11 protein-coding genes and 5 pseudogenes are annotated in these 16,871 nt (G+C 58.4%); 13 read left to right on the forward strand and 3 right to left on the reverse strand.

The features are described from left to right. Positions 1 to 373: 373 nt before the first annotated feature. Positions 374 to 1,354: pseudogene (locus SOPEG_RS12560) on the forward strand (IS256 family transposase); the annotation flags it as partial. Here the strand turns inward: SOPEG_RS12560 and SOPEG_RS30895 are convergent. Together SOPEG_RS30895 and SOPEG_RS12575 are read right to left on the reverse strand one after the other, a co-directional pair. Further along, a pseudogene (locus SOPEG_RS30895) lies at positions 1,347 to 2,070 on the reverse strand (ATP-binding cassette domain-containing protein); the annotation flags it as partial. The pseudogenes SOPEG_RS12560 and SOPEG_RS30895 sit on opposite strands and share 8 nt — an antisense overlap. Positions 2,071 to 2,185: 115 nt before the next feature. Next, the gene (locus SOPEG_RS12575) at positions 2,186 to 3,166 is read right to left on the reverse strand and encodes an arabinose ABC transporter substrate-binding protein (protein ID WP_025245606.1); all 981 of its coding nucleotides are present in this window, start codon (positions 3,164 to 3,166) and stop codon (positions 2,186 to 2,188) included. Positions 3,167 to 3,540: 374 nt separating this feature from the next. Here SOPEG_RS12575 and SOPEG_RS26400 point away from each other — a divergent pair. The 12 genes and pseudogenes from SOPEG_RS26400 to dtpA form a co-directional block, all read left to right on the forward strand. Then, positions 3,541 to 4,874, forward strand: a pseudogene (locus SOPEG_RS26400) (ribulokinase); the annotation flags it as partial. Positions 4,875 to 4,931: 57 nt separating this feature from the next. Further along, positions 4,932 to 6,438, forward strand: a pseudogene (gene araA / locus SOPEG_RS12585) (L-arabinose isomerase). 250 nt (positions 6,439 to 6,688) lie between these two features. Next, complete coding sequence (ydgT, locus tag SOPEG_RS12590) at positions 6,689 to 6,904, forward strand: transcription modulator YdgT (RefSeq protein WP_025245609.1); 216 nt, start codon at positions 6,689 to 6,691, stop codon at positions 6,902 to 6,904. A gap of 46 nt (positions 6,905 to 6,950) precedes the next feature. Then, a complete protein-coding gene (locus SOPEG_RS12595; protein WP_417903414.1) occupies positions 6,951 to 7,325 on the forward strand; it encodes a DUF2569 family protein in 375 nt (124 codons plus the stop codon). Positions 7,326 to 7,526: 201 nt separating this feature from the next. Continuing rightward, the gene (gene rsxA / locus SOPEG_RS12605; protein WP_025245611.1) at positions 7,527 to 8,108 is read left to right on the forward strand and encodes an electron transport complex subunit RsxA; all 582 of its coding nucleotides are present in this window, start codon (positions 7,527 to 7,529) and stop codon (positions 8,106 to 8,108) included. Further along, positions 8,108 to 8,680: an electron transport complex subunit RsxB gene (gene rsxB / locus SOPEG_RS12610; protein WP_025245612.1), complete on the forward strand. Its 573-nt coding sequence runs from the start codon at positions 8,108 to 8,110 to the stop codon at positions 8,678 to 8,680. Before rsxA ends, rsxB begins: the two co-directional genes overlap by 1 nt. Continuing rightward, positions 8,673 to 10,606, forward strand: a pseudogene (rsxC, locus tag SOPEG_RS12615) (electron transport complex subunit RsxC). The gene rsxB and the pseudogene rsxC overlap by 8 nt, the downstream one beginning before the upstream one ends. Positions 10,607 to 10,741: 135 nt before the next feature. Beyond that, the gene (gene rsxD, locus SOPEG_RS12620; RefSeq protein ID WP_025245613.1) at positions 10,742 to 11,782 is read left to right on the forward strand and encodes an electron transport complex subunit RsxD; all 1,041 of its coding nucleotides are present in this window, start codon (positions 10,742 to 10,744) and stop codon (positions 11,780 to 11,782) included. A 10-nt stretch (positions 11,783 to 11,792) separates the two neighbouring features. Continuing rightward, positions 11,793 to 12,428 carry an electron transport complex subunit RsxG gene (gene rsxG, locus SOPEG_RS12625; protein WP_025245614.1) on the forward strand — a complete coding sequence of 212 codons (636 nt, stop codon included), beginning with the start codon at positions 11,793 to 11,795 and terminating at the stop codon, positions 12,426 to 12,428. Continuing rightward, complete coding sequence (locus SOPEG_RS12630; RefSeq protein ID WP_025245615.1) at positions 12,421 to 13,119, forward strand: electron transport complex subunit E; 699 nt, start codon at positions 12,421 to 12,423, stop codon at positions 13,117 to 13,119. Before rsxG ends, SOPEG_RS12630 begins: the two co-directional genes overlap by 8 nt. Further along, the gene (gene nth / locus SOPEG_RS12635; RefSeq protein WP_025245616.1) at positions 13,112 to 13,750 is read left to right on the forward strand and encodes an endonuclease III; all 639 of its coding nucleotides are present in this window, start codon (positions 13,112 to 13,114) and stop codon (positions 13,748 to 13,750) included. The genes SOPEG_RS12630 and nth overlap by 8 nt, the downstream gene beginning before the upstream one ends. Before the next feature lie 552 nt (positions 13,751 to 14,302). Then, positions 14,303 to 15,826 carry a dipeptide/tripeptide permease DtpA gene (gene dtpA, locus SOPEG_RS12640; RefSeq protein ID WP_025245617.1) on the forward strand — a complete coding sequence of 508 codons (1,524 nt, stop codon included), beginning with the start codon at positions 14,303 to 14,305 and terminating at the stop codon, positions 15,824 to 15,826. Positions 15,827 to 15,967: 141 nt separating this feature from the next. Here dtpA and pdxY read toward each other — a convergent pair whose 3' ends face one another. After that, entirely contained in the window at positions 15,968 to 16,831 is an 864-nt protein-coding gene (pdxY, locus tag SOPEG_RS12645) for a pyridoxal kinase PdxY (RefSeq protein WP_025245618.1), read from the reverse strand. Positions 16,832 to 16,871: the final 40 nt, after the last annotated feature.

A 16,871-nucleotide genomic window follows, 5' to 3' on the forward strand; every position in this document is an offset into this window, starting at 1 on the left:
CAAGGGGAACGATGAATTAGCCGGAAGCCCTTTACTGGCGCGGCTTACAGCGATTTTAAGGATTCTGGACTCGTCGCAAAAAAATGAGCAAAAAATGATTTTTTTGCACTATATTCTGGACTAGATTGGTCGTAGTTTGAGTAAGTTTGAAGGCCGTTTAAACAGGTTTATATTTGCTATTTTAACAAAAATTAAACAAATAATTTCCACTTGTTTAAATGGCCTGCTTGTGATTGTGTGCTAAATTAGGTCTGTTGTGTCTTTCTTCCTCTGCAGGAGCACACACGTTGTTGTCAGCGATGAGCCTGTTTAGAAATTTGTGTATTTGCCTGATTTTGATATGTTCAATCCAACATCAAAAACAGGTTAATTTATGGACGAAAAACAGTTGCAGGCTCTGGCTAACGAACTGGCCAAAAATCTCAAAACCCCTGAAGATCTCAGTCACTTCGATCGGCTGCTGAAAAAAATCAGCGTCGAAGCAGCTCTCGATGCCGAAATGACCCATCACCTCGGCTACGATAAAAATCAGCCTAAACCGGGGACCAACGCCCGCAACGGCTATTCCACAAAAACCGTTACCACTGGCGATGGCTCGCTGGCGCTGCGTACTCCGCGCGATCGTGACGGTTCCTTTGAACCGCAAGTGGTGAAGAAGAACCAGACCCGGATTACCGGGATGGATAACCAGATTTTATCGTTGTACGCCAAAGGGATGACCACCCGCGAGATCGCCGCCGCGTTCAAAGAGCTGTATGACGCCGATGTCTCGCCGGCGCTGGTCTCAAAGGTCACCGATGCGGTCATGGAGCAGGTTGTCGAATGGCAAAACCGGCCTCTGGATGCAGTCTATCCCATTGTTTATCTTGACTGTATCGTTCTAAAAGTCCGGCAGGACAGCCGCATCATCAACAAATCTGTGTTCCTGGCACTGGGCATCAACATCGAAGGCCAGAAAGAGTTGCTAGGTATGTGGCTGGCCGAAAATGAAGGCGCAAAGTTCTGGCTGAACGTGCTGACAGAGCTGAAAAACCGCGGCCTGAACGATATCCTTATCGCCTGCATAGACGGGCTGAAAGGTTTCCCTGACGCTATTAACGCGGTGTATCCGGAGACGCGGCTCCAGCTGTGTATCGTGCATATGGTGCGCAACAGCCTGCGGTTCGTCTCCTGGAAGGACTACAAGGCCGTCACCCGCGACCTGAAAGCTATCTATCAGGCCCCTACGGAAGAAGCCGGCTTGCAGGCGCTGGAAGCGTTCTCCAGTGCCTGGGACATCCGCTACCCGCAAATAAGTCGAAGCTGGCAGGCAAACTGGGCCAATCTGGCCACGTTCTTTGCCTACCCAACGGATGCACCAGTTGGGCGTGGGATACCGAGGCGGTATCGGTAAACGTCTGCACAAAGCGGCCATCTTTGAACACGGTGATGGCATCGCTCAGGGCAAAGATCTTCTCCATGCGGTGCGACACATACAAAATCACCCGCCCTTCGGCGCGCAGTTCGCGGATTACGCGAAACAGCTGTTCTATCTCCCGTGCCGATAGCGAGCTGGTCGGTTCGTCGAAGGCGATAATTTTCGCGTTGCGCGCCTGCGCCTTGGCGATTTCCACCATTTGCCATTGGCCGATGGACAGGTATTTCAGCGGCGTATCCGGCGCGATATCCAGCCCCAAATGCGCCAGTTGCAGTTGGGCTTCATAATGCAGAATTCGGCGGCGCACCAGGCCACCCCGCGCGGGCAATTGGCCCAAATAAATATTTTCCGCCACCGTCATCTCGGGCACTAAATGCAGCTCCTGATAGATAATGGCGACGCCGGCGTTCAGCGCATCCAGGGAGGTTGCAAACCGCACCGGCTGGCTGGCCTTTGATCAGTATTTCGCCCTGCGACGGCGTATAGCTGCCGCTGAGGATTTTCAACAGCGTCGACTTGCCGGCGCCATTTTCGCCCATCAGGGCATGGATCTGGCCGGGATAACAATCAAAACTGATGGCGTCCAACGCCTTGACGCCGAGAAACACTTTGCCAATGCTGCGAAACGACAGGTAAGGCGGTGTCGTGGTCATGAATACATCCTCGAATAGCCGCGCCTGTTACCCCGGCGGCCGGAGCCGCGGCGAGGGAATCACGTCATCCATGAGACGGGCCGCCACGCGGCGGCCCGTCAACCGACAGGACTGGTCACAGCCCTTTTTTGTCCAGCTCCTGCTTGAAATTGTCGCGGGTGATGAGTACCACATCGGTCACTTCGGTGAATTTAGGCGGCTCCACGCCTTTGGTCACCCACTTATCCAGCATTTGAATGCTCTTATAGCCATGTACGTCCTGGCTCGGCAGCAGCGAACCGTAGAAACCGGTAGCGTTGGCTTTGGACAACTCGCTTACCGCGTCCACGCCGTTGATGCCGATACCAATGACATTTTCGGCCTTGAAGCCCTGTCCTTCAAACGCGCGCGCACCGCCCAGCACCGTATTGTCGTTCATACCGATAATCAGCCAGTTCTTCACCGCCGGATGCTGAACCAACAGCGAGTTGGCCGCGTCAAAGGCGCCCGGAATGTGGTTAGATTTGGTGGGGACCTGATAGATCTGCTTTTCCGGGAAACCCGCGGTCTTCAGCGCGTCCATAGAGCCCGTGGTCCGACGGCGGGCGGTGTCCAGTTCATTGGTGGTGATGGCCATTACGCCGGTGTCCTGCACCTTCCAGCCGCGTTTGTTCATCTCTTTCCACAGCTCTTGCCCCTGGTGCTCGCCGATTTTAGTGGCGGCCACCATGACCAGCGGCACGCTATCCATCGGCTTGCCTTTGACGGTGACGAACTGATCGTCCACGGCAATGACCTTCAGATCATAGCTGCGCGCCTTGGCAACGATCGCCGAACCGAGTTTGGGATCCGGCGTGCATATCACGAACCCTTTCGCACCGCTGGCGGCAAGGCTGTCGATGGCTTTGAGGGTTTTCTCGCCGTCCGGCACGGCGATCTTTATCACCTCGAAGCCCAAATCCTTGCCGGCCTTATCAGCGAAGCGCCATTCGGTCTGGAACCAGGGTTCCTCGGGCTGTTTCACCAAAAAACCGAGTTTTAAATTGTCAGCCATAGCCGAATGAGACATAACCGCGGCTAGTCCGATAGCCGCTAACGCCTGAGTGAATTTATACATGTGATTCTCCGATTTTAGTTATCATCGTGCTCCGTTGCCGGCGAGTGTGTAAACGCTCTCATAGAATCTTCGGGTTATCTCCACCGGGCAATAATGCACATTGATACCGCATAATGCCGCCCGCCAGGGGACAAACCGGGGTAGTTTTAGCCTGTAAATGTCAGCCAGAGGTAGAGCGTTATCACATTTCCCAAGAACAGCAGATAACTCCATAAATTCAGCTAATTTAACCTGCTATTAACCTTTGAAGTCGCTCACAAAATGACCATAAGCGGCAGATTTGTGCATACATCCAGCTAACCCCTCCTCACCGCCCGCGCCGAGAGTCCTTATGGTTATCCTCATCGTTAGCGCAACGGGTAAGGGAAAATGAAATGAAGAATGCGGCCATCAGTCTGGGACTGGACTTCGGCAGTGACTCGGTTCGCGCCTTGGCGGTATCCTGCGACACCGGTCAGGAGCTGGCGACCGACGTGGTATGGTACCCACGCTGGCGTGCCGGCCAGTTCAACCGCCCCGCCATCAATCAGTTTCGTCACCATCCGGCGGATTACCTGGAATCCATGGAACAGGCCCTGAAGGCCGTCATCGAACAGCTTTCCCCCGCACAGCGCCAGCAGATCGTCGGTATCGGCGTTGATACGACCGGGTCGACGCCGGCGCCGGTGGATGCCGAAGGCCGCGTGCTGGCGCTACGCCCCGACTTTGCCGACAACCCCAATGCCATGTTCGTCCTGTGAAAAGACCATACCGCCATCGATGAAGCCGAGGCCATTACCCGTCTGTGCCACCAGCCCGACCAGGAGGACTACACCCGCTATATCGGCGGCGTGTACTCCTCGGAATGGTTCTGGGCCAAAATCCTACACATCACCCACCAGGACGAGGCCGTGCGCCGGCATGCGGCTTCCTGGGTCGAACTGTGCGACTGGATCTCGGCGGTATTGTCGGGCACCATCCAACCGGCGGCGCTGCGCCGCCGGCCATAAATCCCTTTGGCATCCCGACTGGGGCGGCCTGCCCCCCGCCGGGTTTTTCAACGCACTGGACCCGCTATTGACGCGGCACCCAAACCGCGGAACAACCGGTGGGCCGGCTGTGCAGCGACTGGGCGACCAGGCTCGGCTTGTCGCAAGAGATTGCCATCGCCGGCATCTGCGGCCAGGTCGACGGCAGCGTCGTGCCGGGCTTTATTGGGCTGGAGGCGGGCCAGTCGGCGTTTGGCGATATCTATGCCTGGTTCGCCCGCCTGGTGGACTGGCCGCTACAGCAGGCCGTTGAAGCCGATCCGTCACTCGCCGCCACGATTGCGCCGGTACGGGAAGCCCTGTTGTCCAGGCTAGCGGAAAGCTGGGCGCAGGATCCGCAGTTGGATCATCTGCCCGTCGTGCTTGACTGGTTCAACGGCCGACGCACCCCTTACGCCAACCAGCGTTTGCAAGGGGTGGTGACCGGTCTGACACTGGCCACCGACGCGCCCGCGCTGTTTAGCGGCCTTATAGCCGCGACCGCCTTTGGCGCCCGAGCCATTATGGAATGCTTCGAGCAGCAGGACATTCCGGTGGAAAACCTGCTGGTCATGGGCGGCATCGCCCGCAAATCCCCGGTGATCATGCAGGTGTGCGCCGACGTCATGAACCGGCCGCTGCAACAGGTGGCCTCGGATCAGTGCTGCGCCCTCGGCGCCGCCATTTTCGGCGCGGTGGCGGACAATGCCGGCTGAACGGCCGCGCGCAGGACCAACGTGTTTCACCGTTCAGGAGTCATGATGGAAATCTGCCAAAATTATAAAGTATTGTTCGTCATCGGCAGTCAGCATCTTTACGGCGAAGAGACCCTGCGCCAGGTGCAGCGCCACGCCGAAACGGTGGTTGCCGGCTTGAATGATGATGTCGGCCTGCCGCTGAAATTGGTGCTCAAGCCGCTGGTGACGTCGCCGGATCACATTCTCGCGCTCTGCCGTGACGCCAATTATCAGCCCCGCTGCCTGGGCCTGATAACCTGGCTGCATACTTTTTCTCCGGCCAAAATGTGGATAGGCGGACTGAGTATCTTGCATAAGCCTTTACTGCAATTTCACACCCAATTTAACGATAAGGTTCCCTGGCAGACCATGGATATGGACTTCATGAACCTTAACCAAACCGCGCACGGCGGGCGGGAATTCGGGTTTATCGGCGCGCGCATGCAACTGGCGCATCAGGTGGTGGTCGGCCACTGGCGCGATCCCCGCACCTACGCGGAGATCGGCGACTGGATGCGCGCGGCGCTCGGCCGCCAGGAAAGTCAGCAGTTGGTCGTTGCCCGTTTCGGCGACAACATGCGCGAGGTGGCGGTGACCGAGGGCAACAAGGTTAGCGCGCAGATCCAATTCGGCTACTCGGTTACCGCCTACGGGCTGGGCGATCTGGTGTCGGTGGTGGACGCGGTCAGCGACGGCGATGTGGATGCGCTTATCGACGAATACGAATCGCGTTATATCCTGACCCCGGCGGTGCAGACAGGCGGCGACCGGCGCGAGAATTTGCTGGATGTGACACGTATTGAGCTTGGACTGAAGCGATTTTTGCAGCAGGCCGGCTGTTACGCCTTTACCACCAATTTTGAAAACCTTTACAGGTTAAAGCAGTTGCCGGGACTGGCGGTGCAGCGGCTTATGGAGCAGGGCTATGGCTTCGGCGGCGAGGGCGACTGGAAGACCGCCGCCCTGCTGCGCATTTGCAAAGTCATGGCGGCGGGACTGCCGGGAGGCACCTCGTTTATAGAGGATTATACTTATCATTTCGAGCCCGGTAACGACCTGGTGGTGGGCTCGCACATGCTGGAAGTCTGCCCGAGCATCACCCGCGAAGAAAAACCCCTGGTTGATGCGCAGTACCTCGGCATCGGCGGCAAAACCGATCCGGCGCGGCTGCTGTTTTCGACACCCGCGGGACCGGCGGTGGTGGCTTCTGTTATCGACTTGTGCTCCCGCTTTCGCCTGCTGGTAAATGTGGTCGACACCATCGAACAGCCGCAACCGCTGCCCAAACTGCCGGTGGCGTGCCCAGCCGTCGCTGGCGGTCGCGGCGCAAGCCTGGATCACCGCGGGCGGCGCTCATCATACCGTGTTTAGCCAGGCGCTCACGCTCACGCTCACGCTCGCGCCGCTGCGTCTATATGCGGAAATGAATAATATTGAATTAATGGTGATTGATAATGAAACGCGGCTAGCCGATTTTAAACAGGCGCTGCGCTGGAATGAACTTTATTATAAACTCGCGGCAAGTTAATGCGCTGAATAACAATATCTATTAATCGACGGTGCGCGCCATAGCGTTATCCATTGCGCTTGCGGCGCCTTTATTTCGGTTCAGGCGAGCCCGCGCCAGGCTTTCCGCCGTTGCGCGACCTTATTTTGGCCGAATCGATGTCAACGCGGGTATTTTTCCGCGTTTTTGCGTTTTTTGACAGGAATTTCTGGACAGGCCGGCCGCACGGAATATACTACGATGCTTATATTCTCTTCCCTGAAAGCGCAACATGACTGCCCACGATTATTTGCTGAAGTTTCGTAAGGTAAACACATCTGAAAGTCTGGAAAAACTGTTTGATCATTTAAATTATTCCCTGACCGATGATGCTGAAATTATCAACATGTATCGTGCAGCGGATCATCGCCGCGCTGAATTAGCCGCCGGCGGACGTTTGTTTGATCTCGGACAGGTACCGAAAGTGGTTTGGCGGTATGTGGTGTGACGATGCCTGTCGCTGAACTCGCGCCGCGTCCTATTGGCGGCTGGCTATGGGCGGTCGTCGCCTGGCTTGGAATGACGCTATTGAGCGCCACCGCGATGCTGCTGGTGTATCTCTGGTTTTTGCTGCAGCACGCCGGCGTCTTGACGCCGGCCGCCCTCGCCAGTCTGCTCGCCTCGGGGCAATGTGGCTTTTCACCTTCTGGCTGCTACGGCTCCTGTTTCGCCGCTCGCGGCGCTTCCCCCGCCTGCTTATCCTGTGGCTGCTGGTAGGGATATTGCTCGGCATCAAAACCTTCGCCTTTGCCCCGGTCAGTGATAATCTGGCGCTGCGGGTGCTGTTTCCGCCCGTTCTGGCCGCGGCGGTGCTGGTGCCCTATATGAAGCGCTCGCAACGCGTGCGTCAGACGTTTATCCTGCCCTGAGCCGGGCCGTATTCGCGCCGATAGGGCTGAATGGTGCGCCGTCGCTGGTCGGACCGATCAAACCCGCCCCTGGCTCGCGGTGAAAGAGGCGCTGATAGCCGCTCAGCGGAACAGCCCTCTTCTTCTTCGCGCGCGTGAAGTGGGTTGTCGAACGCCCGTCAATCCCGGATAATGCCCGCTGTTTCTTATTTAGGTATGGCAATGAATGGTTACCTGATGCTGTTCGTCGGCACCGTGCTGGTGAACAACTTTGTGCTGGTCAAATTCCTCGGGCTGTGCCCCTTTATGGGGGTTTCCAAAAAAGTGGAGACCGCCCTGTGCATGGGTATGACGACGACGTTCGTCATGACGCTGGCGTCGATTTGTGCCTGGCTTATCAATGATTTTATCCTGCTGCCGCTAAATATTCCCTATCTGCGGACGCTGGCGTTCATTTTTATTATCGCGGTGGTGGTACAGTTTACCGAACTGGTGGTGCGTAAAACCAGTCCGGCCCTTTACCGGCTGCTCGGCATCTTTCTGCCGCTTATCACCACCAACTGCGCCGTCCTGGGCGTTGCGCTTCTCAACGTCAATGAAAACCACAATTTCCTGCAATCCGCCCTCTACGGTTTTAGCGCCGCCGCCGGTTTCTCGCTGGTGATGGTCCTGTTCGCCGCGATCCGCGAACGACTGGCGGTGGCGGATGTCCCGGCACCGCTCAAAGGCCCCTCTATCGCCCTGATTACCGCAGGGCTGATGTCGCTGGCCTTTATGGGCTTTACCGGACTGGTGAAGGTCTGATGTTGACGTTCTGGCTGGCCGTCGCCGCACTCAGCGTTCTGGCATTGGTGGCCGGCGCGCTGCTGGGCTTTGCCGCCCGTCGTTTTCATGTCGACGCCGATCCGGTGGCCGAGCGCATTGATGCCCTGTTGCCGCAAAGCCAGTGCGCCCAATGCGGCTATCCCGGTTGTCGTCCCTATGCCGAAGCGGTGGCCGGCGGCGCCCCGATTAATAAATGTGTGCCGGGCGGCGAGGCGGTGATGCTGAAAATCGCCGCGCAGCTTAGCGTCGATCCCCAGCCGATGGCAGAAGATGGCGCCGCGCGTCCTGAATCGCGGGTAGCCTGGATAGACGAAGGCAACTGTATCGGCTGCACCAAATGTATACAGGCCTGCCCGGTGGATGCGATTGTCGGCGCCACTCGCGCCGTGCATACCGTGGTGAGCGATTTATGCAGGGGCTGCGATCTTTGCGTCGCGCCCTGTCCCACCAACTGTATCGAAATGCGGCCGCTTGCCGTCACGCCCGAGAGTTGGAAATGGGATTTGCGCACCATCCCTATTACGGTCATTCAGCAGGAGCAACATGTTTAATTTATTGTCCGCCCTGCGCAAACAGCGGCTCTGGGATTTCCCGGGCGGCATCCATCCCCCCGAGATGAAAAGCCAGTCCAGCGGCGTGACGCTCAAATCGCTGCCGCTGCCCGACAAGCTGATTATCCCCCTGAAACAGCATTTGGGCCCGGAGGGAGAGTTGCGGGTGACGGTCGGCGATCACGTCCTACGGGGTCAACCTTTGACCGCCGGCAGCGGCCGAACCTTGCCGGTACACGCCCCTACCTCCGGCACCATCGCGGCGATTACGCCGCACCGCACCGCGCATCCGTCGGGGTTAGCGGAGTTGAGCGTTATTTTATTGCCCGACGGCGACGACCGCTGGGTAGCGCGTCAGCCCCTGGCGGATTTCCGCCAATGTCCGCCGGCGCAGCTGCTCGAACGTATCCACCAGAGCGGCATCGCGGGTCTGGGCGGCGCGGGCTTTCCCACCGCGGCCAAACTCAGCGGCGGCATGTCAGGGGTAGAGACCCTTATTATCAACGGCGCCGAATGCGAGCCCTATATCACCGCCGACGATCGGCTCATGCAGGAACATGCCGGTGACATTGTCACCGGCATGGCTGTCTTGCGCCATATGCTGCAACCACAGCGCCTGCTGCAGGGCGTGGAAGACAACAAACCCGACGCAATTACCGCCCTCAAAGCCGCGCTTCGCGGCTGCCCGGTCGGGGAGCTGCGGGTCATTCCCACCAAATATCCTTCCGGTGGCGCCAAGCAATTAACCAAAATTCTGACCGGCAAAGAGGTGCCCGTTGGGCAACATTCCGCCGCTATCGGCGTGGCGATGTTGAATGTGAGTACCGTCTATGCCATCAAGCGGGCGATTATAGATGGCGAATCGCTGACCGAGCGCGTGGTGACCCTGACCGGCGAAGCGCTGGCGCGGCCGGGCAATGTCTGGGCACGCCTTGGTACGCCGGTAAGCCACCTGCTCACCCACGCCGGCTTCTCGCCCGCCGCACAACCGATCGTTATTATGGGTGGGCCGTTAATGGGCTTCACCTTACCGGCGCTGGACGTGCCGGTGGTCAAAATCAGCAACTGCCTGCTGGCACCGTCCGATCGTGAACTGGCGCCGACCGAGCCGGAACAAAGCTGTATCCGTTGCAGCCGGTGCGCGGATGCCTGTCCGGCCAGCCTGCTACCGCAGCAACTCTATTGGTTCAGCCGCGGACAAGAGCACGATAAGGCCCGCCAGCACCACTTGTTTGATTGTATTGAATGCGGCGCCTGCGCCTATGTCTGCCCCAGCAATATTCCGCTGGTACAGTATTACCGTCAGCAGAAAGCGGAAATCCGCGCGCTGGACGATGACGCACGGCGCGCGGCGCAGGCCAAAGCGCGCTATGAAGCGAAGTTGGCACGGCGCGAGCGGGAAAAACAGCAACGGCTCGCCCGTTATCAGCAGGCGGCGGTGAAACTCGACTCAGCCACCGCTCCGGTCCCCGGCGCGCTGAACGGCCCGCAGCCAGTCAACGCCGTCACGGCGGACGGATCGCCGCAAGATTCCGTTGCCGCCGCCATGGCCCGGGTTAAAGCCCGGCGGCAAGAGGCGCAATCCGGCGCCGCACGGCGGCCGCAGGACAACGCCCCGCGCCGACCTGCCAGAGAGAGCATCTTAAGTGACAATGTCACCAACATCGACACGGCGACGACACCCGCCAATGGGTTAACCCGGTCGCCAACGCGCGATAACCGCGAGGCTACTGAAGCCGTTTCCCCGGCGGCGGGCGCTGCCTCCACTCATCACGCCACCTCGCCTGAGGTGATGAATGCCGATCCGCGCAAAAGGAGGCCGTTGCCGCCGCCATCGCCCGGGTCAAAGCCCGGCGACAAGCGGCCCAGGAAACCGCGGCGCGAAACCACCCGGCCGTCAGCAGACGACGACTGCGCCAAAAGTGACACTGTCATGAAACCGATGATTGCCGCTGCCACCTCCGCGGGCGAAAGCCACACGACCGGCGCGGCGATCCCCGCTCGGCAGAAAGCGGAGCATAATGTTGCCTCCGCGACCACAATTTCGTCTGAAGAGGACTAATGGCGTTTAGAATTGCAAGCTCCCCCTTCACCCATAACCGGCAAACCACCCGGCAAATCATGATTCAGGTCATGCTTGCCTGCCTGCCGGGGCTGGCGGCATTGGCGTATTTTTTCGGCAGCGGCGTGGTTATTCAACTGGCGTTAGCCTGCGCCACCGCGCTGATTGCTGAGGGCGTGGTGCTTAAACTGCGCCGTCAGCCCCTGGCGGACCGGCTGAACGATGGATCCGCCCTGCTTACCGCTCTTTTGCTGGCGTTGAGTTTGCCGCCGCTGGGCCCGTGGTGGATGATAGTTCTGGCGACGGCGTTCGCGATTATTATCGCCAAACAGCTCTACGGCGGGCTCGGCCATAACCCGTTCAATCCGGCCATGGTGGGCTATGTGGTACTATTGATCTCCTTCCCGGTGCAGATGACCAGTTGGTCGCCGCAGCAAAGCCTGCTACTGCATCCGGCCTCCCTAACTGACAGCATGGCGCTTATTTTTACCGGCGCCACGCCGAACGGTCTGACGCTCGCCCAACTGCGCGCCACCGTCGATGGCGTCACCCAGGCGACCCCGCTCGACGGGTTCAAAACCGGCCTGCGTACCGGTGCGCTCACCGCGCTAAACGCCCGCTGGGACTGGCAGGCGAGCGCGGGATGGACCTGGGCCAATATTGGCTTTTTACTGGGTGGGCTATATCTGATCTGGCGGCGGGTAATTAGCTGGCATATTCCGCTTAGCGTCCTTGCCGCCATGCTGATTTGCGCCGGCCTCGGCCATTGGCTGGCGCCAGCGGTCAGCGCGCCGCCTTTACTGCACCTGTTTTCCGGCGCTACGATGCTGGGTGCGTTTTTTATTGCCACCGACCCGGTCACCGCGGCGACCACCGTCAAAGGGCGGCTTTTCTTTGGCGCGTTAACGGGTCTGTTGGTATGGCTTATCCGTACCTGGGGAGGTTACCCTGATGGCGTGGCCTTCGCCGTACTGCTGGCCAATATCTGCGTGCCGCTGATAGATCACTACACTCAGCCGCGCGCATATGGCCATCGCTAATGAAGGTAGGATGTTAGAGACAATGAGGAAGCACGGCACGACCCTTGCCGTATTCGCCGCCCTTGCCACCGGGCTGACGGCGCTGGTCAACAGCCTGACCACCAGCACCATTGAACGGCAGGCGGCCAGACAGCAGATGCAATTGCTCGATCAGGTGTTGCCGCCGAATCTCTATAATAACCAGCTGCTGGACGAGTGTTATCTGGTGACCGACCCGGCGCTCGGTAGCAGCGCCCCACACCGGCTTTATTTGGCGCGCAAAGATGGCACGCCGGTAGCGGCGGCGGTGGAGTCCACCGCGCCGGACGGCTATTCCGGCGCCATCGAGTTGCTGATTGGCGTGGATTTCGCCGGCAATGTATTGGGCGCCCGGGTGACGCGCCATCATGAGACGCCGGGGCTGGGCGACAAAATCGAGCTGCGCATTTCGGATTGGATCACCTACTTTAACGGCAAAACCGTGCGCTCGGATAACGACAAAAGTTGGGCGGTAAAGAAAGACGGTGGTATGTTCGATCAGTTCACCGGCGCCACCATTACTCCGCGAGCAGTGATCAATGGCGTAAAACACACCACCGGCTTTTTGAAAAAGAACCTTAACGCGCTGGAGCAGATGCCGCATTGTGGAGAAACGCCGCATGAATGAAGCAAAACGGATCATCATCAAGGGCCTGTGGCGCAATAACTCGTCGCTGGTGCAGTTATTGGGGCTGTGTCCGCTGTTGGCGGTATCGAACACCGCCACCAACGCGCTCGGATTGGGGCTTGCCACCACGCTGGTGCTGGTTTGCACCAATACCGCGGTATCGGCCCTGCGCCGCTGGATCCCCGGCGAAATCCGCATTCCTATCTATGTGATGATTATCGCCTCGGTGGTCTCAACGGTACAGATGCTTATTAACGCCTACGCGTTTGGCCTTTATCAATCTCTCGGCATTTTCATTCCCCTCATCGTCACCAATTGCATCGTCATCGGCCGGGCGGAAGCCTATGCCTCGCAGCGGCCGCCGTCGCTGGCGGCGCTGGACGGTTTCGCCATCGGACTGGGCTCAACCTGCGCGTTGCTCCTGCTCGGCGCCCTGCGTGAGCTGCTCGGTAACGGCACGCTGTTCGATGGTGCCGATCAACTGCTGGGCGGCTGGGCGCGCGTGCTGCGCATCGAGGTGTTTCACACCGACACGCCGTTTTTGCTGGCGATGCTGCCGCCCGGCGCGTTTATCGGCCTGGGCTTTATGCTGGCGGGAAAATACCTTATCGATCAACGCATGAAAGCCAGGCAACCGAAGCCGACCCGACCGGTAGTGCTGCAACAGGGACAACCGTTATCCGATGAATAAAACCAAGCGTTATGACATGCTTTGCCGCCTGCAGGCCAATAATCCTCACCCCACCACCGAGTTGGAGTACCGTTCGCCTTTCGAGCTGTTAATCGCGGTACTGCTCTCGGCACAGGCCACCGATGTCAGCGTCAATAAGGCCACCCGCCTGTTATTTCCGGTGGCCAATACGCCGCAGGCCATGCTGGCGCTGGGGGTGGAGGGCGTCAAAAGCTATATCAAATCGATAGGACTCTTTAACAGCAAAGCGGAAAATATCATTAAAACTTGTCGGCTGCTGCTAGAGCGGCACCAGGGCGTGGTACCCGAGGACCGCGCCGCGCTGGAGGCGCTGCCGGGCGTCGGGCGCAAAACCGCCAATGTCGTGCTGAATACCGCTTTCGGCTGGCCGACGATCGCCGTGGATACCCATATTTTCCGCGTCACCAACCGTACCCGTTTTGCGGTTGGCAAAGACGTGGAAGCGGTGGAGCAAAAGCTGTTGGCCGTCGTGCCGAAAGCGTTTCAGGTCGATTGCCACCATTGGTTTATTCTCCACGGCCGCTATACTTGCATCGCTCGTAAACCGCGCTGCGGCTCCTGCCTGATTGAAGATCTGTGTGAGTACGATCAAAAACATTATCCGCAATAACCCGTCCTCGGCGGCCTGCCCCTTCAGGACGTCGCGCCGGCAGTAGCCCTGACGCGGCCGTTGCTGGGCGGGCCAGGCAGACGGCCATTGACGCCGATCGCCGCACCCATGCCCGTTGAAGGCGCCGTTGCGAAAAGCCGTTTAGGGCTGTGGGCAGAACGCGGCCCCATCGTTGTCTCTGCACCCTTGACGATAAGCGGCAAGTGCATAGTCACGCACGATGTGTCCCGTCTGTCTGGTTAAAGGCACAGCAATTCACCTTGTTCACCGCTTTTTTCTCTCATAGGTAAGTGACTAATTTTCATATTGAAAATTAGTTTTGTTTGATAATTATGAACTTGGCAGAATAAAAAATCGATTGTCTTGGGACTGCATTATATTTTATGCTTCGCCGGAACTGCATTATGCAACCGCGTTAAAATCTTCCGAACGACCGAGAACGGATGTTTAACCGTTCGCCCCTTTTGAAAACGATACGTGTGGAATGATGCCGCCATCATTACCCACGACAATTTCTGCACACCAAAAAGCAGAATGAAAAACGAGGTCCTTGTGTCAACTGCAAACCAACCAACCACGGAACCCCGCGTGACCATCAACGCGTTCAAGCAACCGAAATCGTTTTATCTCATTTTTTCCATCGAACTGTGGGAGCGATTCGGCTACTACGGCCTACAGGGTATCCTGGCCCTTTACCTGGTAAAAATGCTGGGCCTGTCGGAATCCGCCTCCATTACCTTGTTTTCGTCCTTCAGCGCGCTAGTGTATGGCTTTGTCGCCATCGGCGGCTGGCTGGGCGACAAAGTGCTCGGCACCAAACGCGTCATCATTCTCGGCACCCTGGTGCTCACCACCGGTTACAGCATGGTGGCCTGGTCCGGTCATGAGGTTTTCTGGGTTTATCTCGGTATGGCCACCATTGCCGTCGGCAGCGGTCTGTTCAAAGCCAACCCGTCCTCCCTGCTGTCCACCTGCTATGAAAAAGGCGATCCGCGCCTGGACGGCGCCTTTACCATGTATTACATGGCCATCAACATCGGCTCGTTCCTGTCGATGCTGGCAACGCCTTGGCTGGCGGCGCATTACGGCTGGAGCGTGGCGTTTTCGTTAAGCGTCGTCGGGATGCTTATCACGCTGGTGAACTTTGTGTTGTGCCGCGGCTACGTGAAAGATTACGGTTCAGCGCCAGATTTTGAGGCGCTTAACGGGGCGCGTCTGCTGGCGGTGATTGCCAGCATTCTGGTGCTTATCCCCGTCGCCACCTGGTTGCTGCATCATCAGGACATCGAGCGTATGGCCCTCGGCGTGGTGACGCTCGGCATTTTGCTGGTTTTCGCCTATGAAACCCTGCGTCTTGACGGCGCGGCGCGTCGCCGTATGTTGGTCGCGTTCATCATGATGCTGGAGGCGGTGGTCTTCTTCGTGCTCTATAGCCAGATGCCGACCTCCCTTAACTTTTTCGCTATCCATAATGTTGAAACCTCGCTGCTGGGACTGAATTTTGAACCTGAGCAGTTTCAAGCGCTGAATCCTTTCTGGATCATGCTTGCCAGCCCATTACTGGCGGCGGGATATAATCGCTTGGGGGATCTCCTGCCGATGCCGTTCAAGTTTGCCATCGGTATGGTGCTGTGTTCGCTGGCCTTCCTGGTGCTGCCGCTGGGTGCGCATTTCGCCAGCGCGGCCGGCATGGTGTCGATTTACTGGCTCATTCTGAGCTATGCGCTGCAAAGCATTGGCGAGTTGATGATCTCCGGACTCGGTCTGGCGATGGTGGCGCAGCTGGTTCCGCAGCGTTTGATGGGGTTCATCATGGGCGCCTGGTTCCTAACCACCGCCGCGGCGGCGATTATCGCCGGCTTCGTCGCCAACTTATCCGCGGTACCGTCCGACGGGAGCGATGCGCACCACTCTTTGCAGGTCTATAGCCATGTGTTTATGCAGATAGGCATCTGCACCGGCGTCATCGCCGTGCTGATGCTGGCGTTCGCGCCGAAGCTTAACCGCCTGGCTCGGGCGGACGGTGCGGTGCAACCGGCGCAAAAGGGCATGATGCCGGCGACGCAGGGCGAGTAATCGCCGCGCCGCGGGTCCCGACCTTCCCGCCGATGGGAAAGGCCAGAGTGAAAAAAACCGGCCCGTAACGGGCCGGCTGGGCAACAAAAGCGCTCAACGGCGCACCTGGCTATCAACGCCGCCACGAGTATTGTCCGGCGTTTACACCACCGGCGACGCCGGGAAATGATGCTGCGGCAGCGCGATTTGGTCTTGCGCCGCCACCACCTGCAATTCATATTCCGCGCTCTCTTTGGTCTGTTTCATCACCTCATACACCGCCGCGGTGACGTGCTCCAGCGCTTTCTGCGGGCTCAACCCCTTTAGTAGATTCACCAGCAGCAGGCCGCTGGTGAGATCCCCCACCCCCACCGGCTTACGGGCGCCAAAATCCACCAGCGGTCGACGGGTATGCCAGGCTTGGTCGGCGGTAACCAGCACCATTTCAAAACTTTGGGGATCATAACCGGCGTAGCTGAGATGTTTTACCAGCACCATGCGCGGTCCGCGCTGAATCAGTTCGCGGGCGGTAGCGACCGCCTCATCCACCGAACTTACGCGATGTCCGCTAAGCTGCTCCAGTTCAAGCAAATTCGGCGCGATAATATCGGCGGCCAGCAGCCCGGCTTTGCAGTGGAATTCCGCCACGCCCGACGCAACGATACATCCCTTGTCCGGGTCGCCCATCACCGGATCCAGCAGGTACAGGGCGGCGGGGTTCGCCTTTTTCACCTGCTGCACAATAGTCAAGATATGCTCTCCCTGCTCCGGCGCGCCAATATAGCCGCTCAGCACCGCATCACAGCGCTTGAGGCCATCTATTGCCGCTATCCCTTTCACAATCTCCGTCAGGTGCGTCGCGGGCATCACGCAGCCGGTCCACTGACCATACTGGGTGTGGTTAGAAAACTGCACGGTATTGAGCGGCCACACATTAACGCCCATCCGGCGCATGGGGAACACCGCGGAGCTATTGCCCGCATGACCGTAAACCACGTGAGACTGGATAGAGAGAGCATTCTTCATCAAAAAATCGCCTTACACACCTTCGGCCTGCGGCCGTCAC

Source organism: Candidatus Sodalis pierantonius str. SOPE (genome assembly GCF_000517405.1).
Taxonomy (GTDB): domain Bacteria; phylum Pseudomonadota; class Gammaproteobacteria; order Enterobacterales; family Enterobacteriaceae; genus Sodalis_C; species Sodalis_C pierantonii.